General features: G+C 67.0%; 22 protein-coding genes. 7 read left to right on the top strand and 15 right to left on the bottom strand.

The window, feature by feature from the left end; genetic code table 11:
• Nucleotides 1-5: 5 nt before the first annotated feature.
• From A5707_RS05780 to A5707_RS05795, 4 genes are all read right to left on the bottom strand, one after another.
• Nucleotides 6-764: a class I SAM-dependent methyltransferase gene (locus tag A5707_RS05780; RefSeq protein ID WP_065013558.1), complete on the bottom strand. Its 759-nt coding sequence runs from the start codon at nt 762-764 to the stop codon at nt 6-8.
• Nucleotides 765-786: 22 nt separating this feature from the next.
• On the bottom strand, nt 787-1,344 hold the full coding sequence (locus tag A5707_RS05785) for a hypothetical protein (RefSeq protein ID WP_156657596.1): 558 nt from the start codon (nt 1,342-1,344) through the stop codon (nt 787-789).
• Between the two features lie 70 nt (nt 1,345-1,414).
• A complete protein-coding gene (locus A5707_RS05790) occupies nt 1,415-1,930 on the bottom strand; it encodes a nitroreductase family protein (RefSeq protein WP_065013560.1) in 516 nt (171 codons plus the stop codon).
• 25 nt (nt 1,931-1,955) lie between these two features.
• On the bottom strand, nt 1,956-2,291 hold the full coding sequence (locus tag A5707_RS05795; protein WP_082969270.1) for a hypothetical protein: 336 nt from the start codon (nt 2,289-2,291) through the stop codon (nt 1,956-1,958).
• A gap of 87 nt (nt 2,292-2,378) precedes the next feature.
• Here A5707_RS05795 and recC point away from each other — a divergent pair, with 87 nt between their 5' ends.
• From recC to recD, 3 genes are read left to right on the top strand one after another with little or no spacing between them, the layout of a single operon-like run.
• Complete coding sequence (gene recC, locus A5707_RS05800) at nt 2,379-5,657, top strand: exodeoxyribonuclease V subunit gamma (protein ID WP_065013561.1); 3,279 nt, start codon at nt 2,379-2,381, stop codon at nt 5,655-5,657.
• The gene (gene recB, locus A5707_RS05805; RefSeq protein ID WP_065013562.1) at nt 5,657-8,914 is read left to right on the top strand and encodes an exodeoxyribonuclease V subunit beta; all 3,258 of its coding nucleotides are present in this window, start codon (nt 5,657-5,659) and stop codon (nt 8,912-8,914) included. The genes recC and recB overlap by 1 nt, the downstream gene beginning before the upstream one ends.
• Nucleotides 8,911-10,629: an exodeoxyribonuclease V subunit alpha gene (recD, locus tag A5707_RS05810; protein ID WP_065013563.1), complete on the top strand. Its 1,719-nt coding sequence runs from the start codon at nt 8,911-8,913 to the stop codon at nt 10,627-10,629. The genes recB and recD overlap by 4 nt, the downstream gene beginning before the upstream one ends.
• Before the next feature lie 661 nt (nt 10,630-11,290).
• Here recD and A5707_RS24730 read toward each other — a convergent pair.
• On the bottom strand, nt 11,291-11,422 hold the full coding sequence (locus A5707_RS24730; protein ID WP_269455138.1) for a hypothetical protein: 132 nt from the start codon (nt 11,420-11,422) through the stop codon (nt 11,291-11,293).
• Nucleotides 11,423-11,447: 25 nt separating this feature from the next.
• Between A5707_RS24730 and A5707_RS05815 the strand changes: the two genes are divergently transcribed.
• Together A5707_RS05815 and A5707_RS05820 are read left to right on the top strand one after the other, a co-directional pair.
• A complete protein-coding gene (locus A5707_RS05815; RefSeq protein ID WP_082969271.1) occupies nt 11,448-11,828 on the top strand; it encodes a hypothetical protein in 381 nt (126 codons plus the stop codon).
• A 30-nt stretch (nt 11,829-11,858) separates the two neighbouring features.
• Nucleotides 11,859-12,656: an SDR family NAD(P)-dependent oxidoreductase gene (locus A5707_RS05820; RefSeq protein WP_065013565.1), complete on the top strand. Its 798-nt coding sequence runs from the start codon at nt 11,859-11,861 to the stop codon at nt 12,654-12,656.
• 135 nt (nt 12,657-12,791) lie between these two features.
• Here the strand turns inward: A5707_RS05820 and A5707_RS05825 are convergent, their stop codons facing one another.
• Nucleotides 12,792-13,736, bottom strand: a complete 945-nt coding sequence (locus A5707_RS05825) for a class I SAM-dependent methyltransferase (protein ID WP_065013566.1) — start codon at nt 13,734-13,736, stop codon at nt 12,792-12,794.
• A 9-nt stretch (nt 13,737-13,745) separates the two neighbouring features.
• The gene (locus tag A5707_RS05830) at nt 13,746-15,074 is read right to left on the bottom strand and encodes a serine hydrolase domain-containing protein (RefSeq protein WP_082969272.1); all 1,329 of its coding nucleotides are present in this window, start codon (nt 15,072-15,074) and stop codon (nt 13,746-13,748) included.
• Between A5707_RS05830 and A5707_RS05835 the strand changes: the two genes are divergently transcribed.
• On the top strand, nt 15,073-15,840 hold the full coding sequence (locus A5707_RS05835; RefSeq protein WP_082969273.1) for a TVP38/TMEM64 family protein: 768 nt from the start codon (nt 15,073-15,075) through the stop codon (nt 15,838-15,840). The genes A5707_RS05830 and A5707_RS05835 overlap by 2 nt on opposite strands.
• Here the strand turns inward: A5707_RS05835 and A5707_RS05840 are convergent.
• The 3 genes from A5707_RS05840 to A5707_RS05850 all read right to left on the bottom strand — a co-directional run bounded on the left by A5707_RS05840 (nt 15,779) and on the right by A5707_RS05850 (nt 18,407).
• Entirely contained in the window at nt 15,779-17,458 is a 1,680-nt protein-coding gene (locus A5707_RS05840; RefSeq protein WP_065013567.1) for a patatin-like phospholipase family protein, read from the bottom strand. The genes A5707_RS05835 and A5707_RS05840 overlap by 62 nt on opposite strands.
• A 289-nt stretch (nt 17,459-17,747) precedes the next feature.
• Nucleotides 17,748-18,161, bottom strand: coding sequence for a PIN domain-containing protein (locus A5707_RS05845; protein WP_065013568.1), 414 nt, complete (start codon nt 18,159-18,161; stop codon nt 17,748-17,750).
• A 3-nt stretch (nt 18,162-18,164) separates the two neighbouring features.
• Nucleotides 18,165-18,407, bottom strand: a complete 243-nt coding sequence (locus tag A5707_RS05850) for a type II toxin-antitoxin system Phd/YefM family antitoxin (RefSeq protein WP_065013569.1) — start codon at nt 18,405-18,407, stop codon at nt 18,165-18,167.
• A 59-nt stretch (nt 18,408-18,466) separates the two neighbouring features.
• Here A5707_RS05850 and A5707_RS05855 point away from each other — a divergent pair, with 59 nt between their 5' ends.
• Nucleotides 18,467-19,618: an FIST signal transduction protein gene (locus tag A5707_RS05855; protein ID WP_065013570.1), complete on the top strand. Its 1,152-nt coding sequence runs from the start codon at nt 18,467-18,469 to the stop codon at nt 19,616-19,618.
• A gap of 10 nt (nt 19,619-19,628) precedes the next feature.
• Here A5707_RS05855 and lpdA read toward each other — a convergent pair whose 3' ends face one another.
• From lpdA to pdhA, 5 genes are read right to left on the bottom strand one after another with little or no spacing between them, the layout of a single operon-like run.
• Nucleotides 19,629-20,984 (bottom strand): dihydrolipoyl dehydrogenase, encoded by a 1,356-nt coding sequence (gene lpdA, locus A5707_RS05860; protein ID WP_065013571.1) that lies wholly within the window; start codon nt 20,982-20,984, stop codon nt 19,629-19,631.
• Nucleotides 20,981-22,135 (bottom strand): dihydrolipoamide acetyltransferase family protein, encoded by a 1,155-nt coding sequence (locus A5707_RS05865; protein ID WP_065013572.1) that lies wholly within the window; start codon nt 22,133-22,135, stop codon nt 20,981-20,983. The genes lpdA and A5707_RS05865 overlap by 4 nt, the downstream gene beginning before the upstream one ends.
• Nucleotides 22,135-22,284, bottom strand: a complete 150-nt coding sequence (locus A5707_RS23690) for a hypothetical protein (protein WP_156657599.1) — start codon at nt 22,282-22,284, stop codon at nt 22,135-22,137. Before A5707_RS23690 ends, A5707_RS05865 begins: the two co-directional genes overlap by 1 nt.
• Nucleotides 22,285-22,302: 18 nt before the next feature.
• Nucleotides 22,303-23,295 (bottom strand): alpha-ketoacid dehydrogenase subunit beta, encoded by a 993-nt coding sequence (locus A5707_RS05870; RefSeq protein WP_065013573.1) that lies wholly within the window; start codon nt 23,293-23,295, stop codon nt 22,303-22,305.
• 5 nt (nt 23,296-23,300) lie between these two features.
• Nucleotides 23,301-24,416, bottom strand: coding sequence for a pyruvate dehydrogenase (acetyl-transferring) E1 component subunit alpha (pdhA, locus tag A5707_RS05875; protein WP_065013620.1), 1,116 nt, complete (start codon nt 24,414-24,416; stop codon nt 23,301-23,303).
• Between the last annotated feature and the right edge of the window lie 38 nt (nt 24,417-24,454).

The following is a 24,454-nucleotide window of genomic DNA, read 5'->3' on the forward strand; positions in this document are numbered from 1 at the left end:
GGTGCCTATGGTATCGAGCCTGGCTTGGTCGCCGTCACCAAGCGCGTGGACACCCAGGGTCCGCCGTACCACATCCGCCATCCGACGTTGCGGTGTTGCACGTCCTGCCAGCCCAGTTCGCGGAGCTGCGCGGCGTGACGCCGGGTGTCCCAGAGGTCAGCGATCGCGAGACGGCCGCCGGACCGCAACACTCGTGTCGCCTCGCGCAGCGCCTGTCGCCGGCCCTCGCGGGTGGGGATGTTGTGAATCGCCAGGCTGCTCACGATCACGTCGAAACTGTTGTCGTCGAACGGCAATGCCGTCATGTCGGCGGTGCGCACCTCGATGCGGTCGCCGACGTTCTCCAGGTCGGCGTTTTTCAGCGTCGCCGACGGCGAGTTGTCGGTCTGGTCGGGACGCCACAGGTCGATGCCGATCGCCCGGCCGCGGGGCAGCCGCTTGGCGGTGGCCAGCAACACCGCGCCGCGGCCGCAGCCCATATCCAGCACTGTCTCGTCGCCGCGCAGCTGCAAGCTGTCCAGGATTCGCTCCCAGGCTTCGAACTTGCCGGAGCGCGTGGCGTAGAGGTAAAGCGCTGTGCTGGCGATGATTCCAGCACCGCCCGCCGCAGCCACCGCTGCTGTCGGCCGCTTGCCGCGTCGCCAGCTGATCGCCGCCAATCCCAGCAGTGCAGCGGCCTGGGCGCCGAGGCCGATCGCCTGTCCGCGCGCCGACACCGTCTTGAACGATCCGTCGATGCCGTAGTCGCCCTTGTGCTGGTGCATCGCACCCAGCCTATAGGCCGCGTTACGTGATGCCGGCCAGACAATAGGTCCGCGGCGGCGACGGATAGGTCCGCGCGGGCAGATAACCGTCCGACGAACACGCTTGAGCGTTGTCGGTTTCCAGTCGGCTGCTCACCTTGATCGTCGTCGGTCCGCGGTCGGCGCAGTTGCTCAAGTCCCACACGCCGACCGCAGTGCCCAAGCGGTAGCAGTGGCCCGCGACGAGGTTGGGCACCAGGCACAGTTTGGCGGTGGCTGCGTCGGCGATCGGCGGGCGGAACCGGTCGTATCCGTTAGCAGCGCAGTCGCCTGCCCGGTCGGCCAACTTGGCCACGGTGAAACTGGGGTCGGTATCGCAGCCGGTGCGGGTGGTGTGTAGCTCGCCGCCGGACGTCGGCTCCACGACCACGCAGTCACCGACGCGGTAGCCGTGCGCCTGATGGCTGCTGACCGCCGGGATCATCGCCCCGATGGCAACACCGACCAGCACACCGAGACCCGCAGCGACCAGCCATCGCCACGGGCGCGGCGGGCCGATAACAGGCATCCCATAGCCGGGTTGGGGTCCCCCGAAAGTCATCGTGCGAGGGTAACGGCTCGACGCGAGCAGTTAGCCAGGATTTAGAAGTCCCTCATACACCGTTCAAGGTTCACCAGCGTCCGTGGTGGACGACCTCAGAAAACGGTCGCCGATTCGGTTTGCGGATCGGCTTGAGCTCCCGATCGGCGGGATAGCCGACCCCCAGCAGGTAGGCCACCAGGTGTTCGTCGGGTACCCCGAGGATGGCCCGCGCCTTGCCCTGGTCCCCGACCGACGAATGGCCGGTGCCGATGCCCAGGGCGGTGGCCGCGATCATCATCGCCATCGTGGCCTGACCGACGTCGTATTGATCGGTCACCCTGCGGCGGTCATTCGGCGGGACCGGTATCACCAACGCGATGGCGGCCGCGGCCGACGCGATATGTCCGGCGCCCTGCCACACCGTGGAAAGCTCCTGCAGTTGAGCCCGATCGGTGACGATCACGAAGTCCCACGGCTGGCGGTTTTTCGCCGACGGTGCCCGCCAGCCGGCCTCGGCGATCCGGTTCAGATCGTCGTCGGACACCGGCTGCTGTGTGTACTGCCGCACATTGCGTCGAGCGCAGATCGCGTCCCAGGCTTCCATCGTGTGCCTTTCTCGTCGGGTGCGCCTAATGCAAAACCTTCAGCGCGAGGACGTACACCATCCCCAGCCCTAGGGCGCCAACCAATGGCCAGCCAACCACGATCTTGCGGCGGGCAGTACCGACAAACATGGCAACCGCCGTCAACGCCAAAACCACGGCCACCCCGATCCACATCGTGAGCATCGCCGGCCACACGTGATAGCTGGCGTCGCACGCCGCATCGTGACAGCCGTCGGTGGCCATGGCGAAGAAGGCCGCGAAGAATGCCTCAAAGAGGCCGAGCACAAATAGTGCTAGGTAGAGCAAATAGGCAGCGATGGTCCAAGCCGCCAGGGGCGCTTTCTTTGGGGCGGCGGGCACCCGAACAGCATCCCATAGCGTCGTCGTCCGTCCGGATGCGAAAACTCTCCGGCATATGTCGGTACGCCCGTCTATGGTGGCACCGCAATGGCGCTACATCTCCATCGTGCCGAACGCACCGACCTGCTTGCCGACGGGCTTGGTGCGCTCTTGGCAGACCCGCTGCCCGATCCCTTCGCCGAGGAACTGGTGTTGGTGCCGGCGCGTGGTGTGGAACGCTGGCTCAGTCAGCGGCTCTCGCACGTATTGGGCGCTGGCCGCGGCGACGACGGGGTGTGCGCGGGGGTTGCGTTTCGCAGCCCGGGCTCGCTGATCGCCGAGATCACCGGCACCGTCGACGACGATCCGTGGTCGCCGGAGGCCATGACGTGGCCGCTGCTCGAGGTCATCGACTGCTCGTTGGATGAGCCTTGGTGTCGCACATTGGCAACGCATTTGGGTCGCGGCCTGCCCGACGCCGAGGCAGAGTTGCGCCGCGGCCGGCGCTATGCGGTGGCGCGCCGGCTTGCTGGTTTGTTTGCGTCTTATGCCCGGCAGCGCCCGCAGCTGCTGATCGACTGGCTGGACGGCGACGCGACGGGCCTCGACGCCGACCTGGCCTGGCAGCCGGAGTTGTGGCGGGCGCTGGTCGCCTCGATCGACGCCGATCCCCCGCATATCCGGCATCGCGTGACGGTGGCCCGGCTGCGGGAAGGCCCGAGCGACCTGCCGCCGCGGCTGTCGCTGTTCGGGCACACCCGGCTGGCATGCACCGACATCGAACTGCTGCAGGCCGTGGCCACCCACCACGACCTGCACCTGTGGCTGCCGCACCCGAGCGACGAGTTGTGGCAGGCGCTCAGCGGTCTGCACGGCGCGGTGCCGCGTCGTGAGGACACCAGCCGCGACGCCGCCCACCACCCGCTGCTGGAAACCCTGGGCCGGGATCTGCGCGAGCTGCAGCGCGTGCTGCCGACCGGCCCGACTACCGACGAATACCTCACCAGCCCAACACAATCCGATAGCCTGCTGGGTTGGTTGCAGTACGACATCGCCGCCAATGCGGTACAGCCCGACGGCAGGGCACTGGCCGCCGACGACCGCTCGGTGCAGGTGCACAGCTGTCACGGCTCGGCCCGCCAGATCGACGTACTGCGTGAGGTGTTGCTAGGCCTGCTGCAGGACGATCCGACGCTGGAGCCACGCGACATCGTGGTGATGTGCCCGGACATCGAGACGTATGCGCCGTTGATCGTCGCCGGCTTCGGGCTGGGCGAGACGGCCGGTGACAGCCATCCCGCGCACCGGCTGCGCGTCCGGCTGGCCGACCGCGCCCTCACTCAGACCAACCCGCTCTTGGCGACCGCCGCGGAATTGCTCACCCTCGCCGGCACGCGAGCCACCGCCAGCCAGGTGCTCAACCTCGCCCAGGCCGCGCCGGTGCGGGCCCGGTTCGGGTTCACCGACGACGACCTCGACGCGATCACCGACTGGGTCCGTGAATCCAACATTTGCTGGGGGTTCGACCCACAGCATCGCCAGCTGTTCGGGCTGGACCACATCGTGCACAACACATGGCGGTTCGGGCTGGACCGCATTCTCACCGGCGTCGCAATGTCCGACGATTCCCGGGCCTGGTTGGGCACCGCGTTGCCGCTCGACGACGTCGGCAGCAACCAGATCGAGCTGGCCGGACGACTGGCCGAGTTCGTCGATCGGCTGCACCGCGTGATCGAAAGTCTCGGCGGCACACAGTCTTTGACCGACTGGCTGGCCGCGCTGACGGAGGGTGTCGCCCAGCTGACCCACTCCGATGAGGCGTGGCAGGACGCCCAGCTACAACGCGAGTTCGCCGACGTTATCGAGCAGGCCGGTGCTCACGCGTCCACGCTGCTGCAGCTGGCCGACGTGCGTGCGTTGCTGTCGACGCATCTAGCCGGCCGGCCGACGCGGGCCAACTTCCGCACCGGCACCCTGACTGTGTGCACGATGGTGCCGATGCGTTCGGTGCCGCATCGGGTGGTGTGCCTAGTCGGGCTCGACGACGGTGTGTTTCCGCGGATGAGTGTTCCCGACGGCGACGACGTACTGGCGCGTGCGCCGATGACCGGCGAGCGTGACATTCGTTCCGAGGACCGCCAATTGTTGCTCGACGCCGTCTGCGCGGCCACCGAGACGCTGGTGATCACCTACACCGGCGCCGACGAGCACTCCGGCCACCAGCGCCCACCCGCGGTACCGCTGGCCGAGTTGCTCGACGCGCTGGACCGCACCACCCCGCGGCCGGTCCGCGACCGCATCGTGACCACACATCCGTTACAGCCGTTCGACCGCCAGAACGTCATCCCGGGAGCGCTGGTATCTGGCGACCCGTTCACGTTCGATCCCACCGCGCTGGCCGCTGCCGAGGCTGCGGCCGGGAAACGCTATGCACCCCAACAGTTTTTCACCGATCCGCTGCCGGCACCCCCCGCAGCCGATGTGGTCTTGGCCGACCTGCTCGACTTCTTCAAGGACCCGGTCAAAGGGTTCTTCCGCCAACTCGACTACGCGCTGCCGTGGGACGTCGACGCAGTCAAGGACTCGATGCCGGTCCACATCGCCCCGTTGGAACAACGGGCGGTCGGGGACCGGATGCTGCAGGACATGCTGCGCGGCATCGACCTCGAAGTGGCCAAGGAGACCGAATGGCGGCGCGGCACCCTGCCACCCGGCCGGCTGGGTTGGCGCAAAGCCGACGAGATCAGCGGCGAAGCCGCCCAACTCGCGATCACCGCACTGCGCCATCAACGGGTGCGCGGCAAGGCTTATGATGTCGCCGTCGAGTTGGACGGCGGCCGCCGTGTCGCCGGTACGGTGAACCGGGTTTACGACAATCGGGTCGTCACGGTCAGCTACTCGCGGCTGGCCGCCAAACACAAACTGCAAGCGTGGATTTCGCTGATCGCTCTCGCCGCCGACAATCCCGACCGTGACTGGATCGCGATCTGCATCGGACGCGGGTCGCGTGACAGCGTCGAGGAGTGCTGCTTCCGTGCGCCGCCCGATGCCCGGGCAGTGCTCAGCGACCTTGTCATGTTGTTCGACGCCGGGCGTCGCGAGCCGCTGCCGTTGCCGCTGAAGACGTCGTACGCCTGGGCGGAAAAGCGGCACCGCGGACGGGACCCGGTGAAATACGCCCGCACCAAGTGGGAAAGCAGCAACTATTACGAGGGCGACGACCGGGCAAAGGCGCATATCGAGGTGTGGGGGCTTCATCCGCGCTTCGATGTGCTGCTCGATCCACCCCGCCCGGGTGAGGAAATGCCCGGCGAGGAGACCCGCCTGGGTGCGCTCGCCGCACGATTATGGCTGCCGCTGCTGGCCGCCGAAGGAACACCAGGCTGATGGAGCGCTTCGATGTGCTGGGCCCACTGCCCCGCGACGGCTCGACAACGGTGCTGGAGGCCAGCGCCGGCACCGGTAAGACGTTCACACTGGCCGGACTGGTCACCCGCTTCCTGGCCGAGACCGACATGCCGCTCGACCAGATGCTGCTGATCACCTTCAACCGCAGCGCCAGCCGCGAACTACGGGAACGGGTCCGCGCTCAGATCGTGCAAGCGCTGGCCGCGCTCGACGGTCTTGTGCCGCCCTGCAGCGCGCTGGTCGAGCATCTGCTGTCCGGGGGCGACGAGGATCGACTCGTTCGCCGGCAGCGGCTGCGTGATGCACTGGCCAACTTCGACGCGGCCACCATCGCCACTACGCACGAATTCTGCGGGCGGGTGCTCAAATCACTTGGAGTGGCCGGTGATACCGCGGCCGACGTCAAGCTGCAGGAGAGCCTCGAGGATCTCGTCACCGAGATCGTCGACGACCTCTATCTGGCCCACTTCGGGCGTCAGGAACACGACCCGGTACTGAGCTACCAGCAGGCGCTCGACCTCGCCCGCGCCGTCGTGGAGGATCCGTGCGCGCAATGGCGGCCGCTTGACGCTGACCCCGACAGCGAAGCGGATGTCCGACTGCGCTTCGCCGACGCTGTGACGGCCGAACTCGAACGCCGCAAACGCCGGCTGCGCATCCTCGGCTACAACGACCTACTGACTCGGCTCGCGAAAGCCCTTGAGGCAGCAGATTCTCCGGCCCGTGACCGGATGCGTCAGCGCTGGCGGCTGGTGCTCGTCGACGAATTTCAAGACACCGACCCCATCCAATGGCGGGTGCTGCAATGCGCGTTCAGCGGGCACTCGACGCTGATCCTGATCGGCGACCCCAAGCAGGCCATCTACGGATTTCGCGGCGGCGACATCCACACTTACTTGGCGGCGGCCCGCACCGCCGATGCCCGCTACACGCTGGGCGTGAATTGGCGCAGCGACCGGGTGCTCGTCGACAGCCTGCAGACCGTGCTGGGTGGCGCGGCGCTGGGCCACCCCGAGATCATCGTGCACGATATTCGCGCTCACCATGACGGGCATCGCCTAGCCGGTGCGCCGCACAACGCACCATTTCGGCTGCGGGTGGTCAAACGACCACCTCTCGGCTATGCCGACACCGGCAACGTCCCGATCGATGTGCTGCGCCGCCATATCCCCACCGATCTGGCCGCCGACATCGCGGCGCTGCTGACCAGTGGCGCCAGCTACGACGGCCGTCACGTGGCCGCCGGCGACATCGCGGTCATCGTCGAGCAACACCGAGATGCCCGGGCCTGCCGGGATGCGTTGGCAGCCGCGGGTATTCCTGCCATCTATACCGGCGACACCGACGTGTTCGAATCGCCGGCCGCCAAGGACTGGCTGTGCCTACTGGAGGCGTTCGACGCCCCGCATCGCAGCGGGCTGGTCCGCGCCGCGGCGTGCACGATGTTTTTTGGCGAGACCGCGGACACCCTTGCCGCCGGCGGTGATGGGCTGACCGATCGGGTCGCGACCACGTTGCGCGAGTGGGCCAACCACGCCCGGCTGCGCGGGGTGGCCGCAGTGTACGAAGCCGCACAGCTACGCGGGATGGGTCGCCGGGTGCTGGCCCAGCATGGCGGCGAACGGCACATGACCGACCTGGCGCACATCGCTCAGCTGCTGCATGAGGTCGCGCATCGGGAGCGTTACAGTCCACCGGCACTGCGCGATTGGCTGCGACGGCAATGCGACACCCGCACCCGCATCAGCGAACACAACCGCCGCCTGGACAGCGATGCCGCCGCGGTGCAGATCATGACCGTGTTCGTCGCCAAAGGATTGCAGTTCCCGATCGTGTATCTGCCGTTTGCGTTCAACCGGTTCGTCCGCACCGGCGACATCCTGCTCTACCACGACGAGACCGACACCCGCTGCCTCTACATCGGCGGCGAGCAGCCTAACGGCGAACGCAAAGCGGTCGAAGGGCTCAACCGCATCGAGGCCGCCCGCGACAACCTCCGGGTCACCTACGTTGCGCTGACCCGCGCGCAGTCGCAGGTGGTGGCCTGGTGGGCGCCGACGCGAGACGAGGTCAGTGGTGGGCTGTCGCGGCTATTGCGCGGCCGGCGTGCTGGCGAGACCGAGGTCGTGGACAAGTGCACACCCCACATCACCGACGACGACGCATGGACGTTGTTTAAGCAGTGGGAGTCCGCGGGCGGCCCGTCGGTCGAGGAATCGGTGCCCGTATCTCCCACGACGGTGGAACAGCCTTCGTGGGAGGGCGATTTCGCGGTCCGGCACTTTCACCGTGCCGTCGACACCACGTGGCGGCGGACGTCGTATTCCGCGCTGGTGCGAGGCGTCGAATCCGCGGGCGTAGAAAGCGAACCCGAAATCACCACCCGCGACGACGAGGTGGACACCGTTGTCGTCACCGCCGCTGAAGCTGCCGTCGACGTCACGTCGCCAATGGCGGGTCTGCCAGCGGGGGCCGGGTTTGGGTCGCTGGTGCACGCGGTGCTGGAGACGGCAGACCCCTCGGCTCCGGATCTGTCGACCGAACTCACCGAGCAGGTTCGGCGGCACTTGTCCTGGTGGCCGGTTGAAGTCGCCGCGAAGGAACTGGGCGCCGCGATGGTGCCGATGCACGACACCCCGTTGGGGCCGCTGGCTTTCGGGGCCACACTGCGGCAGATCGGGTTGCGAGACCGTCTGCGGGAGTTGGCTTTCGAGATCCCGCTGGCAGGTGGCGATCTGCGAGGGTCTGCACCGGATGTGTCGCTTGGCGATGTGGGCGAGCTGTTGGGGGTGCACGTGCCGTCGGGCGATCCGTTGGCGACGTACGCGGACCGACTGAGATCCGCAGCTTTGGGCGCGCAGTCGTTGCGTGGATACCTGACCGGCTCGGTTGATGTGGTGTTACGTGTTGCCGACCGGTACCTGGTGGTCGACTACAAGACCAATTATCTAGGCGACACCGCGTCCGATTACACGCAACCCCGCTTGGCGGAAGCCATGCTGCACTCGGATTATCCGCTGCAAGCATTGTTGTATGTGGTTGTGCTGCATCGCTTCCTGCGTTGGCGGCAACCCGACTATGACCCGGCTGTCCATCTCGGCGGGGTGCTGTATCTGTTCGTCCGCGGCATGTGCGGCTCCACCACACCGGGCGGCGGAGTGTTCAGCTGGCAGCCGCCGGCGGGTTTGGTTGTGGCGTTGTCGGACCTGCTCGACGAGGGTAGGCAGGTCGCATGACGGCCACCGATGTCGAGGTCGCCATCAGTGCGCGCGGCGTGCTGCACGCCTTCAATGCGGCCGGCGTGCTGGATATCTCCGATGTGCAAGTGGCGGGCCGGATTTGCGTGCTGGGCAAGGAATCCGACGAGCAGGTGGCGTTGGCCGTGGCGCTGCTGGTACGGGCGCTACGGGGCGGTTCGGTGTGTGTGGATCTGCGGGACGTCGAGGCGCAGGCCGGGATTGCCGGCCTGGCGTGGCCTGAACCCGCAGCCTGGATGACGGCGGTGCGGGCGTCGCCGCTCTGCGGAGAGCCGCCGGTGCTACGGCTGTTGGGCGATCTGCTCTACTTGGATCGCTACTGGCTCGAGGAAAAGCAGGTATGCGACGACCTGCTCGCGTTGCTGCAGTCCAAGCCGACGGTCACCGTGCCCTCCTTCGAGCGGCTTTTCCCCGAGGGGTTCGAGGAGCAGCGCGCGGCCGCGCACCTCGCGCTGACGCAAGCGGTCACCGTGCTGACCGGCGGTCCGGGCACCGGGAAGACGACCACCGTGGCCCGATTGCTTGCGCTGGTGGCCGAGCAGTCCGAGGTCGCCGGCGCGTCGCGGCCCCGGATCGCGTTGGCTGCGCCGACGGGCAAGGCCGCTGCACGACTGCAGGAAGCCGTCGCGCATGAAGTAGCCAAGCTGAACGAGTCCGATCGCGTGCGGCTGGGTGACCTGCAGGCGATGACACTGCATCGTTTGTTGGGCAGCCGGCCCGACACGTCGTCGAGGTTCAAGCACGATCGCGGAAATCGGCTGCCGCACGACGTGATTGTGGTCGACGAGACGTCGATGGTGTCGCTGACCATGATGGCGCGGCTGCTGGAGGCGGTGCGCCCCGGCGCCCGGCTGGTTCTGGTGGGCGACGCCGACCAGTTGGCGTCGGTGGAGGCCGGCGCCGTGCTGGCCGACCTGGTGGATGGTCTGTCGGCGCGCGCCGACGTGCGGGTGGCCTCGTTGCAGACGTCACACCGATTCGGTGAGTCGATCGGTGCGTTGGCCGCGGCGACCCGTGTCGGTGACGCCGATCGGGTAATCGCGCTGCTTCGGGCGGGTGGTGAGCACATCGAGTGGATCGAAGCTGAGGATGCGACGGCGCGGTTGCGTGGTGTGCTGGTTCCCTACGCGCTGCGCACGCGAGAGGCCGCCCTATTGGGTGCCTCGGAGGTGGCACTGGCCACGCTCGATGAGCATCGACTGCTGTGCGCGCACCGCCGCGGACCGTATGGCGTGTCGCAGTGGAACCACCAGGTGGAAACGTGGCTGTCGGAGGAGACCGGCCTGCCGCCGTGGTCCGAGTGGTACGCGGGGCGCCCATTGCTGGTGACCGCCAACGACTACGGGCTGCGTGTCTACAACGGAGAAATTGGTGTGGCCGTCGCCGGCGCTGATGGCCTGCGCGCTGTGATCGCCAGTGCCACAGGGCCACAGGACTTTTCGACCAGTCGGCTTTCCGACGTCGAGACCATGCACGCGATGACCATCCACAAATCCCAGGGCAGCCAGGCCGACGAGGTGACGGTGCTCATGCCGTCGGAGGAGTCGCGGTTGTTGACTCGGGAGCTGTTCTACACCGCGGTGACTCGCGCGATGCGAAAGGTCCGGGTGGTCGGGACCGAGGCTTCGGTGCGCGCTGCAATCGAGCGGCGAGCGATCCGAGCGACGGGTTTGCGACGGCGGTTGCAGACGTAACATCTGTCACACGGGCCACGGCGCGGGAGGTATCGACGATGTGCCCGCCTCGTAGCGACAAGCCGGCGTTGTGCCTGGTCGCGTCTAACGCGGAGTTGCCACTTGTGACTCTTGTGGCACTGGCGTCTTACCAGTCACAGCGGTTACGGCAAATGCCGCTGTTTCAGCGTGCCCGGCTATCAGCGACAAAATCGAAGGTCCCAACGGATTGTCGCTACGAGGCGGGCACAACGGATGCCCCGAGTTCTAGGTACGCCTGTGACTGATGTGACCAGCCGCCGTCGCACCGGGATCGGACTTGGGAACAGACCACCGCTCCCAAACTCATTCGCCCAGAGAGCTTTTCATGTTGCGCTTACCGCGGGTGTGGTCGAAACCCGGTGGAAGCGGCGCGGCGCCGACTGCTCGTGATCGCAACAACTCCACGGTGGCGCCACAGGCATGGCCGGTTATTGAACATACGAGGATTACCCGCCGAAGGAGTGGGTACGCACAGCACGAGGTCGTAGATCCTGCACGTTGCTGAGCCATATGCACCCGGCGATCGAGCCTCGGTCGCCAGGGCAAGTCTTCGGCCCCTGGACCAAACAGCAGCCGGAAATCTAGGGAAGCCAGCCATGGCCACAGCCAGTCTTCACTCCGCCAGTAGGTATCACCGCGATCAACAGATTGCGACGGCGGGCAGCGTCGTGTTCTTAATAGTCGTCGTCGCGGTGTCGACGTGGATGTTGTACAGATGGACGACGGGCCAACCTGTTTCAACCGAAAGCGCTGCGATCCCGCTGTCGAGCACATCGGCTCCTTCGGTCCGCAAGACGATGGGCGCATGGCTCGCCGAATCCGAGCGGTCGATCAACGATCTCGTCGCCGCGCGAAACAACATCGCCGCGGCCGCAGCCGAACACGACATCGCCGGCACCGGCGCGGCCTGCCAAAACGCCGTTGGCGCAGTGGCGAATTTGCACCGACAGCTGCCGAGCCCGGAACCGGTATTGACCAACGCGCTGCAACGGGCAGCTGTCAACTACGACCTTGGGCTTCCCTATTGCATCTCGGCAACGCAATCCCATGACGGTCCAGACTTGGCGCGAGCGGCGAGTTATATCAGTCAGGGCGACGCCGCCATGCGGACGGCGTTCCACATTCTCGGACAAGATTCTGGCACCGCACCCCGCAACCTGCGCATGCTGATTGTGTAACTCGGAGCCGGCACGCTCTAGGCTCCCTTCATGACGCTTCCCCCACCATCGCCAGGGTCGGTCGCCGTGGTCACCGGCGCATCCTCCGGTATCGGCGAACAATTCGCTCGACAACTCGTGGCGCGCGGCTACCGCGTCGTCGTCACCGCCCGCCGGGTAGACCGGCTACAAACGTTGTGCACCGAACTCGGCGGCGACGAGCACGCCGTCGCGGTGGGCACTGATCTCGCGGTGCCGGAGGACCGGGACCGGCTCGCCGCACGGATCGACGAGCTCGGTGCGCAGGTCGATGTCCTGGTGAACAATGCCGGCCTGGGCATCTACACGAAGTTCGGCGCTGAAGGGCGCGACAAGGAATTGCAGATGCTGCGCGTCGATGTCGAGGCGGTGGCCGACCTGATGCTGCGCTACCTGCCGGGCATGGTCGAGCGCGGCCGCGGCGCGATCATCAACCTCTCGTCGGTCTCGGGATTTCAGCCGGCGCCGTACAACGCGGGCTATGCCGCCGCGAAAGCCTACGTCCTTTGGCTCTCGGAGGCGGTCAACTCCGAAGTCGCCGACAGCGGTGTCAGCGTCACCGCAGTCTGCCCCGGCCCGGTGCCGACTGAGTTTCAGGCGACCAACGACGCCGAGCATCTTGTTGCCCGGCTGCCGGGCTTCACCCAGGTTTCGGCCGAGCGGGTGGTCGCCGACGCGTTGAAGGCCGCCGACCGGGGCCGCGCCTCGGTAGTCCCGGGTGGGCCGCAAGTACGCGTGGCGCTCGGGTCCACTCGGTTCATGCCGACGCCGTTGGTGTTGCCGGTTATGGGGCGAATGTTGAAGCGGTAGCGCAACTTTGGGCGGCCCGCGCCCGCAGTGATATCACATACGCCATCGACTTTGAGAAGGATGTCATGGTCGGGCGACGGTGCTGATGTGACTGATGTGGCGAAGCTGTGCCGAGGTGTGCGGCCGCGCCGTCGTTCACGAGGCCCGGACCGCGGACACGAACAGATTCCACGGGGCGGCCTGCTCGAGGTCCTGCGCAGGTGCGCGGCCATAGCCGGCCAGCAGCTCCTCGGTCGGCGTGACCGTCACGTGCCAGCCGTGGCGGCGCAACCAGTCGCCAACATCTTCGCGGTCCTCGAAGTACCACAGCTTGTCGCTGCGCGGGACTTCACGCTGCGGATCCGCCTTGGCCATCAACGCCTGGACGCGTTCCATCCGCTCACGCCGTTGCGCAACGGCCTCCGGGTCGGCGAAGTTGGGTGCAAGCGCCTCGACCCCGATCCGACTGCCCGCGGCGGTGAGCTCTTGAATGCGGGTGAACAGCAGGTCTTGCGCCGCCGCTGGCAGGTACATCAAGAGCCCCTCAACCGACCAGGCGCTCGGCGCCGATGCATCAAAACCAGCCTGCTGCAACGCCGTTGGCCAATCCTGCCGCAGATCCACCGCGACACCGACCCGCTCACAGGTCGGCTGCGCGCCGTGCCCCGCCAGCGTCGACGCTTTGAACTCCAGCACCCTGGGCTGGTCGAGCTCGTAGACGGTCGTGCCGTCGGGCCACGGCAACCGCCAAGCCCGCGAATCCAGGCCGGCCGCCAGGATCACCGCTTGGCGGATGCCCGCATCGGCGGCCTCGAGGAAGAACGTGTCGAAAAACTTGGTCCGCGAAGCGAAATAGTCGACCAACCCCTGCTGCCGTAGCGGCAGCTCAGGTTCGGCTTCTACGACCTCGGCGGGCAACTCGGGCGCGGAGTACCAGTTCCACACGCCGTCGCCGACTGTGTCGAGGAAAACCCGCGCGAACGGATCGCTGATCAGCGGGTCGTCGCTCTCGGTTTCCGCCGCGCGCGCCGCCGCCACGCCCAGCGCCGTCGCGCCCACGCTCTCCGTGATCTCCCAGGTGTCGTTATCGGTTCTGGCCACGCTCCGACCCTACGTCAGGCCCAGCCCCTTGGCAGCCGCTGTCGCCAGCTCACCGCGTAGATCCGAGATCGGTGTGCTGCCGCGCAGATGGATCGCATTGGAGAGCAGAACGACGTACGTATCTGAGCCCGGATCGATCCACAGCGACGTTCCGGTAAAGCCGGTATTGCCGAAGCTGCCGATAGGAAAGATCGTGCCGCGCGGCATGGAGTAGGCCGTGTCGATGTCCCAGCCAAAGCCAAACAGGTTCTGCCCCTTGATCGCCGGATAGTTGACAGCGACTCGGACCGCCTCGTTGGCTGCGTCGAGTTGTCGGGCGGTGTGTCCGGGCTGCTGCGGAGTCGTCATCGCCTGCAGAGTCGCCTGCTTCAGCGGAAAAGCGCTGGGGCGGTTCGCACGTCGATCTAGTAGAGCTTGCGCGTAGACGCTGACGTCGTGGGCCGTCGAGAACACCCCGGCGTTGCCGGCCACCCCGCCCATGCGGCGCGCCGTCGGGTCATGCACGCTGCCCCGCAGCAGATGGTCGCCGTCCATCGCCGTGGGCGCAATGCGCGGCAACAGACCGGCGGGCGGGCGATAGCGCGTCTCCGCCATGCCCAGTGGCCCAAACACGTTGTGCTGGACGTAAACATCCTCCGGCTCGCCGGTGAGCTGCTCGAGCAGCGCGCCCAGCAGGATGAAATTGATGTCCGAGTAGCGGAAGACCTCACCGGGATCCGACTGCAGTGGAGTCGTAAGCGCACGACGAATGCCTTCGGCTTTATCCGCTCGGTCCAGTCCCCATGGATCTATGAGGTTGACGTCAATCGGCTCGCCTGATGTATGGGTCAGCAACATGCGAAGCGTCACCTGCGCCCGTCGCGGATCGTTCGCCGTGTTGAAGTCGGGCAGATACTTCTGCACGGGATCGTCGAACTGGACCTTGCCGCGTTCGTGCAGTTGCATGACCGCAGTCGCCGTTGCCAGGGGCTTGGTCAGCGAGGCGATGTCAAAGATCGTGTCTTCGGTCATCGGCTCGGCAGGTGCGGGCAATCCGTCCAGCCCCGCTTCGCCGGCAAGCTTGCGTGAGCCAAAAGCCCGGTGGAAGACGCGCTGGCCGGCGTGTCCGATCACCACCACCGCACCGGGTAGTCGCTCAGCCGCAATCGCGTCGTTCATCAGCTTGACGACTGCCGGGAAGTCGCGAGTGGGAGCCGTGTTCGGCGCCTGCGTTGCGTGCGTGCTGCTGACCGTCGGGTGCGCGGCACAGCCCGAGCACGCCGTGGCGAGGGTGAGCAGGACAGTTGCGACGGCTTTGCGCGCTCGCGAACGTCGATGCGGAAGAATTACGGTCATCATGGACGACACCTCCGCCCTGACATCGCGACGACCCTACATCGTGCGTCTCGCCGTGTTCGCGGTCTTCCTCCTTGTGCTGTTCTACCTCGTTGCCGTCAGGCGAGTCGTCGATGTCGAGGAGATGCGGCGCGCGGTCGCGGCGACGGGGCCGGCGGCGCCGCTGACCTACGTGCTGGCATCGGCGGTCCTGGGCGCGTTGTTCGTGCCCGGCCCGGTGCTGGCCGCGGGCAGCGGGGTGCTGTTCGGTCCTGTGGTCGGTGTGTTCGTGACGCTGGGTGCGACGGTCGGGACCGCGATCGTCGCGAGCCTCGTCGGTCGCCGGGCCGGCCGAGACAGCGCGCGGGCTCTGCTGGGAACGACACGCGCCGACCGCGTCGACGCGCTGATCGAACGACGCGGACTGTGGGCGGTCGTCGGCCAGCGCTTCATCCCCGGGATCTCGGACGCGCTCGCCTCCTATGCGTTCGGAGCGTTCGGAGTTCCGTTGTGGCAGATGGCCGTCGGGGCATTTATCGGGTCGGTGCCGCGGGCGTTCGTCTATACCGCGCTGGGGGCGTCGATTGCCGATCGGTCGGCGCCGTTGGCCTATGCGGCGATCGCGGTGTGGTGCGTGACCGCCGTCGTCGGCGCGTTCGCTGCGCGGCGTGGCTGGCGGAAGTGGCGTGAGCACGCCGGGCGTGATGCCCCGAGACGGCGCCAGGACTTCACGTCAGGCGGTCTCGCCAGCGGGCAAAGCGACTCGTCGGAGCCTGAATCGCAGCCATGACCGCGCTCATCGGCGACGCCACCGACTTCGCGCGTACCGCGGTCCCTGCAGCCGGCGGGCCGTCGCCTTCCCACCACGTCGGCTTCAACAACGCCGACGTCACCGGGATCGCTGCCTCGACGCTCTTGCGTCCCCACCGGCACGCCCGGTCGATGGCCGCGGCAGAGGGCGCCAGGTTCGCCGGCGACAGGGTCGGCGAGAATCGGACGATGTGATCGGCGTAGGGCACCGTGCGCACCATCTGCAACTGGATCGCCTGAGTGATCGGCACCAGCCACAGATGTCGCGGATCCCATTGCGGGTGAAAGCAATCGAACGCCAAGTAGCACGCGTTGCGGGTGCCCAGCTTCCCGTCGCGCACCCGCTTCCACGCCATTTCGACCGGGACATTGCTGGCCGTGCCGCCGTCGACCAGCGCCGCGACATCCTTTTCCTCGCAGAGCGCGTCGAGGATCGGGATCATCCGCGGATTGCTCGTTTCATGGTGCAGCACACCGGGAATCGCCGACGAGAACGACGCCGCGTCGAGCACGTCGAAGTCACGCTCCGGCTCGTCGGCGCCGATGATGATCGGCTTGACCACACGCAAATCGATGAACGCCGCCACCTGCCACATCCGCGCACCCACTTGCGCGCCGATGCCGATCGGGCGAAACGGCAATGACCGCAACTGTAGAGCGGACAACTCGGGGCGGCGAAACCGCGCCGGCAGCGCCGAATACGGCTGGCGGCGCACCCCGGCGATCACGACGTCGAACGGAATCGCCAAGTCCGACATGCGCATCCGCTCACCATCTTCGCGGGTGAGCATGGCGTGGGCGAACTGGTCGAAGCGCAACGCGAACATGCCGGCCAGGCCGTGGCGGCGGCGCAGCCGTTCCGGTCCAAGGATGGCGCGGTAGGACACCGTTTTCCCCCAGGCGATGTACTCCTCGATCGGCACCGGTAGCTCGCGGCTCACCAGGCTGCCCAGGATCGACCCGAACGATGCGCCGATCATGTAGTCGGGCACTTGGCCGGCCTTCAGCAGCCGCTCCATGCCGCCGATGTAGACGAAACCCGCACCCCCGCCGCCGCCGAGCACCGTGACGAGCTTCTTGTAGCCGACTTCGGCGTCCAATTCCGCGGCGGAGAAGTCATTGCCGTGCCGTTCGATCAGCACGCATCGCTGATCGTCTTGGTCGGCGGCCAGCGCCGCCAGCGCCTCGCGGGCCGCCTTCAGCGCCGTGATCGGGTCCGGCTCTTCGCGCAGCGGCCCGTACAGCGTGTCGGCGACCCGAGACAGCCACGGCCCGACTTCGGCGCCCACCGAGACGTCGCCGCGCCCGCGGCTGCCGCCCGGGCCCGCGGCCCCCGGTTCGAAATCGGCGAGCCGCGCGAAGTTGAGGATGTAGCGCAGTCGGCGCAGCTCCTCGGTGCTCAACACGTCCGGGTTGGCCAGGTGGTGGCGGATGAGCCGGTTTTCCATCCGTTGCAGCAGCAGCGCCGGCTCGGCCGACAGCAGGTCAGCGGCGTCGGGGGTCTCGACGGCCTCGTCCTCGATCTCCTCGATTTGCTCGAGCCCGGCGTCGCGGCGGCCCAGCCGGTTGAGCACCGCGCCGGCGAACGGGATCTGCATGAGGACCAGTCTGGCCGTCGCTCGGGCGGCCCATTGGGGAGGGGGTGGGGCGGCTAGCCTTTGATGCTGTGCCGGTGTGAGTCGCTCACGGCCGGCAAAGACCGCATCACGATCACGATCACGCCCATCCGCGACACTCCGCCCTGGACTGTCAGCCGCTACCGCATAGACGCACTCACGGGGTGACTTTAGCCACGTCTGTCACACCAGTCACGCCGCCGGACCACTAGGCGAAATGCCCGCCTCTGAGCGACTTTCAGCGGCACGGTCGGGCGAGCACGGGTGGTGGTTACTCGTCAGCTTCCGGCTCAGGCGGCCGAACCTCCGATGGCCGGCGAACGTCAACAAGATCAGCGATGATCCGAAAGTCACCGCTGTCATGGCTGAGCAGCGGAACGCCGTAAATGTTTGCCGTAGCAGCGATTACCAGATCCACTGCGCGGCGCCGCGGCTGACCGCCCCGGTTACTCACGGCCGCTGATAGCCGGGCCCATTCTCGAGCGATCTCAACGGTGACCGGAAGGGGATCAAATGCGGACTCGATTGCGCCCAGCCGCGCGGTACGCGCCGCACGTTCGTCGTCGTCGCGGGCGACAACAACGCCAAAGTGCAGTTCGGCAATCGACGCAACGCTGATCGCGGCCTCCACGTGCGATGGCGGATCTTGACCGATAAGGACCGAAGTATCAACGACTGCGCGCATCGGCTACTCGAACGGATCAGCAACCGACGCGGGGAACCGCTCGAGGTCTTCGCTCAGTGTTCTCGGCGCCGGGGTGCGCCAGACCGCGCGCAACGCCGGACCACCGACCCATCGCTTCTGCATAGCCGGGCCAAGCCGTGCCACCGGCCGGCCCGCGACGGTGATCGTGATCTCTTCGCCCGCTTCTGCCCGGCGCAATACCTCCCCGACGTTGTTGCGGAGTTCCTTTTGGGGAATGGTCACCATAGCCCGACGGTAGCAGAAGTGCTACCAGCGCTTAGCCGCGGGCGGCGCATCATGGGAGGGTGCGAATCGGAGTCGGGGTGTCCACCGTGCCCGACGGGCGGCGGGCCGCAGTGGAAGCCGCCACGCAGGCGCGCGACGAGCTGGCCGGTGAGGCGCCGTCGCTGGCCGTGCTGCTCGCATCGCAGTCGCACACCGACAAAGCTGCCGATGTCTTGGCCGCGGTGCAACAGACCCTGGATCCGCCCGCGCTGATCGGGTGTGTCGCCCACACGGTGGTCGCCGGCCGTCGCGAGATGGAGGGCCAGCCCGCGGTGGCGGTGTGGCTGGCGTCTGACCTGCCCGCCGAGACCTTCCAGCTGGACTTCGTGCGCACCGGCTCCGGCGCACTGCTCGCCGGATACCAATTCGACCGTGCAGCAACGGATTTGCATCTTTTGCTGCCCGACCCCTACACGTTCCCCGCACATCTGCTCATCGAGCACCTCAACGCCGACCTGCCCGGCACGTCCGTGGTGGGCGGCGTGGTCAGCGGCGGGCGTGGACCCGGCGAGACCCGCCTGTTCCGCGACCACGACGTGCTGACCTCCGGGCTCGTCGGGGTGCGACTGCCCGGCGCACAGGCGGTCCCGATCGTGTCGCAAGGCTGCCGGCCGATCGGTCACCCCTACATCGTCACCGGCGCCCAAGACGACGTCATCACGGAGTTGGGCGGCCGCACACCCATGCAACGGCTGCGCGAAATCGTCGAAGGCATGCCGCGCGACGAGCAAGAACTGGTTACCACCGGCCTGCACATCGGCATCGTCGGCGACGAGCACCTGGCCAACCCCGGCCAGGGCGACTTCCTGATCCGCGCACTACTCGGCGCCGACCCGGCCAGCGGCGCGATCGAAGTCGGCGAGCTGGTCGAGGTGGGCGCGACCGTGCAGTTTCAGGTTCGCGACGCAGCCGGGGCCACCGCGGATCTGCACCACAGCGTCGAGCGGGCGGTGGCGCAGCTGCCCGGGCGCCCGGTGGGCGGATTGCTGTTCACCTGCACCGGGCGCGGGCGGCGGATGTTCGGGGTCCCCGATCACGATGCGTCGACGATCGCCGACCTCCTGGGCGGGATTCCGCTGGCGGGGTTCTTCGCCGGTGGGGAGATCGGCCCGATCGCGGGACGTAATGCGTTGCATACGTTTACGGCATCGATGGCGCTGTTTGCCGAATGAGTCGCTCGGGTTAGGCATGCAGCGGCGAGCCAGCCAATGCCAGCATCGCCTCGCCCAGCGCCTCGTTCTGGGTGGGGTGCGCATGCACTAGCGGCGCGACATCCGTCGGCAATGCTTCCCAACCCACCATCAGCTGCGCCTCTCCGATCAGCTCGCCGACCCGATCCCCCACCGTGTGCACCCCGACGACGGGACCGCCACCGCGTCGAATTACCTTGACGCCGCCCGACGTTCGCAGGATCTGGCTCTTGCCGTTGCCGCCGAGATCATAGACCAGCGTGGTGACGTCCCCGTACTGCTCGCGCGCCGCGGCTTCGGTGAGCCCAACCGATGCGACCTGCGGGTGCGAGTACGTCACCCGCGGAATTAGATAATCCGGTGTCAGCACCGGGTTTTGGCCGGCGAGCTGTTCGGCGACGTAGCTGCCGTGGGCGAATCCGCGGTGGGCCAACTGGAGCCCGGCCACCAGGTCGCCGACCGCGTAGACGCCGGCATGGTTGGTCGCCAGCCGATCGTCGACCGTGACACACCCGCGGTCCATCTCGATGCCGGCCTCGACGAGGCCTGCCGATCTGGGCCCGCGGCCGACGGCGACCAACAGCATCTCGGCCTCGATGACCTCGCCGTCGGCCAATTCCACTGCTACCCCGACGCTGTTCTGCGTTGCCGCGGTGACCGTGGCGCCGGTCTTCGCGGTGATACCCCGCCGCTGCAGGGCCCGGCCGAGCATCTTGGAGGTCCATTCATCTTCCCCCGGCAGCAGCCTCGGCATGGCCTCGAGGACGGTCACCGTGGTGCCGAACGATGCCCACATGCTGGCGAATTCGACGCCAATCACGCCGCCGCCGAGCACGATTGCGGTCCGCGGGATCTCGGACAGCTGCAAGGCATGATCACTGTCGATGATCCGGTCACCGATCGGGATGTTCGCAATGCCTCGGGGAGCCGAACCGGTGGCAAGCACCACCGCATCGCCAGTGTAGGAAATGCCGTCGACGACGACGGTGTGGTTTCCGACGTAGCGGCCCATACCCGAAACGACGGAGATACCGCGGCGGTCGATCAACCCAGTCAGTCCGGTATGGAGCCGGTCGACCACCGACTGCTTGTAGGCGTGTACCGCCATCATATCGATGCCGGCCAAAGTGGCTCGCACGCCGAAGCATTCGGCTGCCCGGGTCACGTCGGCGATTTCAGCGGCGTGCAGCAGCGCTTTGGTGGGGATGCAGCCGCGGTGCAAACAGGTGCCGCCCACCTGGTCAGCCTCGATCAACGTTACGGAGAGCCCCAGTTGACTGGCCCGCAACGCGCACGCGTAACCGGCCGACCCGCCCCCGAGGATCAGCACGTCGGAAACAGCCGTCATAACCGCGCCAGCGCCGCGATCGGGTTCTCGATGAAATCGGCGAACAGCCGCAGGAACCCGCCGGCCGTGCCGCCGTCGCACACCCGGTGATCGAAGCTCAGCGAGACCTGCGTCATTTTCCGCGCGGTCACTTCACCGTCGACCACCCATGGCCGGTCGATGATGCGGCCGACACCCAGGATCGCCGCTTCGGGATGGTTGATGATCGGGGTGGACCCGTCGACACCGAAGACGCCATAGTTGTTCAGGGTGAAGGTTCCCCCGGTCAGCCGGGCGGGCGGCAGTGTGCCGTCTCGGGCCGACGCCGTTGCTTCGGTCAGGACATCCGAAAGCCGAAGTAGGTCAAGCTGGTCGGCGTTGTCGATGACGGGCACCATCAGTCCGCGCGGGGTTTGTGCCGCGATTCCGAGGTTGACGTGACGGTACCGAATGACTTCCGAGCGCGCGGTGTCGACCGACGAGTTCAGCTCGGGGAACTGCCGCAGCGCCGCGACGGTAAACCTGGCCAGCAGGGCCAGCAGGCTGACCTTGCGCGCGGTCGCGTCCTGGATGCACCGTCTGGCGTCCAGCAACGCAGTGGCGTCAACGTCGACCCACGTGGTGGCATCGGGAATCTCGCGGCGACTGGTCGACAGTTTGTCCGCGATTGCCTTGCGCACGCCGGTGATTGCGGTGCGGTCTTGGCTGCTGGTGTCGGGTTGGGTCAGTGAGCGTTCGACGTCGGCTCGAGTGATGACGCCGCCGAAGCCGGTGGCCGGCAGGCTGGCGACGTCAACACCGTTGTCGCGGGCCAACTTACGGACCACCGGTGAGATCACCTTCGTCGCACCCACCGGTGTGCGACGGCGACGAGGACGATCCGGTTCGCCGGTCCCATAGCCGATCAGCACATTGCCGGAGCCGGCCTGTTCCTCGGCGCGCACGGTGATCAACGGGGTGCCCACGGCTAGCGTTGAACCGACCTCGCCGTGTAGTTCAATCACCGTGCCCGCGAACGGCACCGGGACTTCCACGGCTGCCTTGGCGGTTTCGACCTCGACGATCACCTGGTCGACCGTCACGGTGTCGCCGACCTGCACCCGCCACTCCGCGATGACGGCATCCGTCAGGCCCTCGCCGAGGTCGGGAAGCAGAAACGTCTGGTCGGTCACTAAGACGCCGTTTCGGCCGCGGGACTGATCTGGGGTTCGCGAACGCGCACCGAGCCGACGGCGTGCCCGATGGACACGAGCGCGGGGATGAGTAGCGGGAACAGCACCAGCACTAGCATCAACGCTAACGATCCGATTGCAGTGAGCACAGCTTCACTCCCTTTCCTTCAGGCGACGATGTGGATGCGGTCATCCCACTGCAACCGGTCGAGCGCGTCGAGAATCCGATCACAACCGGGCAGGTGAAACCGTTCGAGTTTTGGTGGCGGATAAGGGATGTCGAATCCGCAGATGCGCAGCACCGGTGCCTCCAGGTAATGGAAGCAGCGTTCCTGCACGCGGGCCACAATCTCGGCTCCCACGCCGGCGAATCCTTGGGACTCGTGCACCACGATGCACCGTCCGGTCTTGCGGACCGACGCCGTGACGGTGTCGTCGTCGAACGGAACGATGGATCGTAAGTCGACGACTTCGATGTCGCGGCCGTCGGCGGCGGCCGCGTCTGCGGCCTGCAGCGCCCGATCGACCGCCGGGCCGTAGGCGATCAGCGTGGCGTCATGACCGGGCCGCAAGATTCGCGCTTGCCCGATCGGGTCTCCGCGCTGCAGCTCGACGTCGGCGCGGGAGAAGTACAGCCGCTTGGGTTCGAGGAACACCACCGGGTCGGGATCGTCGATGGCCTGCCGCAACAGCCCGTAGGCGTCCGCGACCGATGCCGGGGCAACGACTTTGAGGCCCGGGGTATGCGCGTAGTACGCCTCGCTGGAATCGCAGTGGTGCTCGACCCCGCCGATGCCGCCGGCGAACGGGATGCGGATCACGATCGGAGCCGACAGCGCTCCCCTGGTGCGGTTACGCAGCTTGGCCACATGGGACACGATCTGCTCGAACGCCGGGTAGGCGAACGCGTCGAACTGCATCTCGACCACCGGCCGAAAGCCGGCCATCGCCATGCCGATCGCAAACCCGATGATCCCCGATTCGGCCAGCGGGGTGTCGAAGCACCGGTCGCTGCCAAACGTTTTCGCCAGACCGTCGGTAACCCGAAACACGCCGCCGAGCTCGCCGACATCCTCGCCGAACACCACCACCGACTCGTCCTCGGCAAGGGCATCACGCAGGGCGGTGTTGAGGGCCTGCGCCATCGTGAGCATGGTCATGTCCGTCAGCCCTCCCGCGCCTCGGCGGCCAATTCCGCGTGTAGTTGGCGTTGTTGGTCGCGCAGTTGACTGCTCGGTTCGGCGAACACGTAGCGGAACAGGTCGTCGGGGTCGGTTGGCCGTTCGGCGTTCATCCCGGTCCGGAGCACCGCGGCGCGGTCCTCGGCCTCGGCAGCGATGGCGCTGACATGGGCGTCGTCGATCAGGCCCTCGAAACGCAGGTAGGTTTCCAGCCGGGCGATGGGGTCTTTGGTGCGCCAATGCGCCACTTCGTCATTGGTGCGATACCGGGTCGGGTCATCGGCGTTGGTGTGGCCCTCGACCCGGTAGGTGTGCGCTTCGACGATGACAGGGCCGTTGCCCTGCCGCACGTAGTTACGCGCTTCGTCCATCACGGCCAGCATCGCCATCGGATCGTTGCCGTCGACCTGCTCACTGCCGATGCCGTATCCGACTCCCTTGTGCGCCAACGACGGCGCTGCCGTCTGCCGCGCTAGCGGCACACTGATGGCAAACCCGTTGTTCTGCACCAGGAAGATCACCGGCGCGTCGAAGACCGCCGCGAAGTTCAGCGCTTCGTGAAAGTCGCCTTCGCTGGTCGCGCCGTCGCCGCAGAGCGCCAGCACCACCGCGTCGGCACCCTTGCGGGCCTGGGCATGCGCCAACCCGGCCGCGTGCAGCAGTTGGGTGGCCAGCGGTGTGCACTGCGGCGCGCAGCGGTGATGTGCCGGGTCGTAGCCGCAGTGCCAATCACCGGCCAGCATGCTGAGGATTTCGAGCGGATCCACGCCGCGGGTGACCAACGCCATCGAATCGCGGTATGTCGGAAACAGCCAATCCTCGGGCCGCAGCGACATCGCGGCGGCGACCTGACAGGCTTCCTGTCCACGTGCGGACGGATAGACCGCCAGCCGGCCCTGCTTGGTCAGCGCGGTGGCCTGCTCGTCAAACCGCCGTCCAAGAACCATGCTTCGGTACATGTCGATCAGTCGTTGCTCGGATGACCGTGGGTATCTCGCGGGGCTGTCGGTCAGCTGACCTGTCGGGTCGAGGTACTGCACGGGCACGTCGGCGGGAAGAAAATTCGCGTATGTCGCGCCGATCTGCTCGACCACCGTCACCGCTGCCTCCACGTTGTCTACTTGCTTGTCAATGTTCA

Source organism: Mycobacterium kyorinense (assembly GCF_001672775.1).
Taxonomy (GTDB): domain Bacteria; phylum Actinomycetota; class Actinomycetes; order Mycobacteriales; family Mycobacteriaceae; genus Mycobacterium; species Mycobacterium kyorinense_A.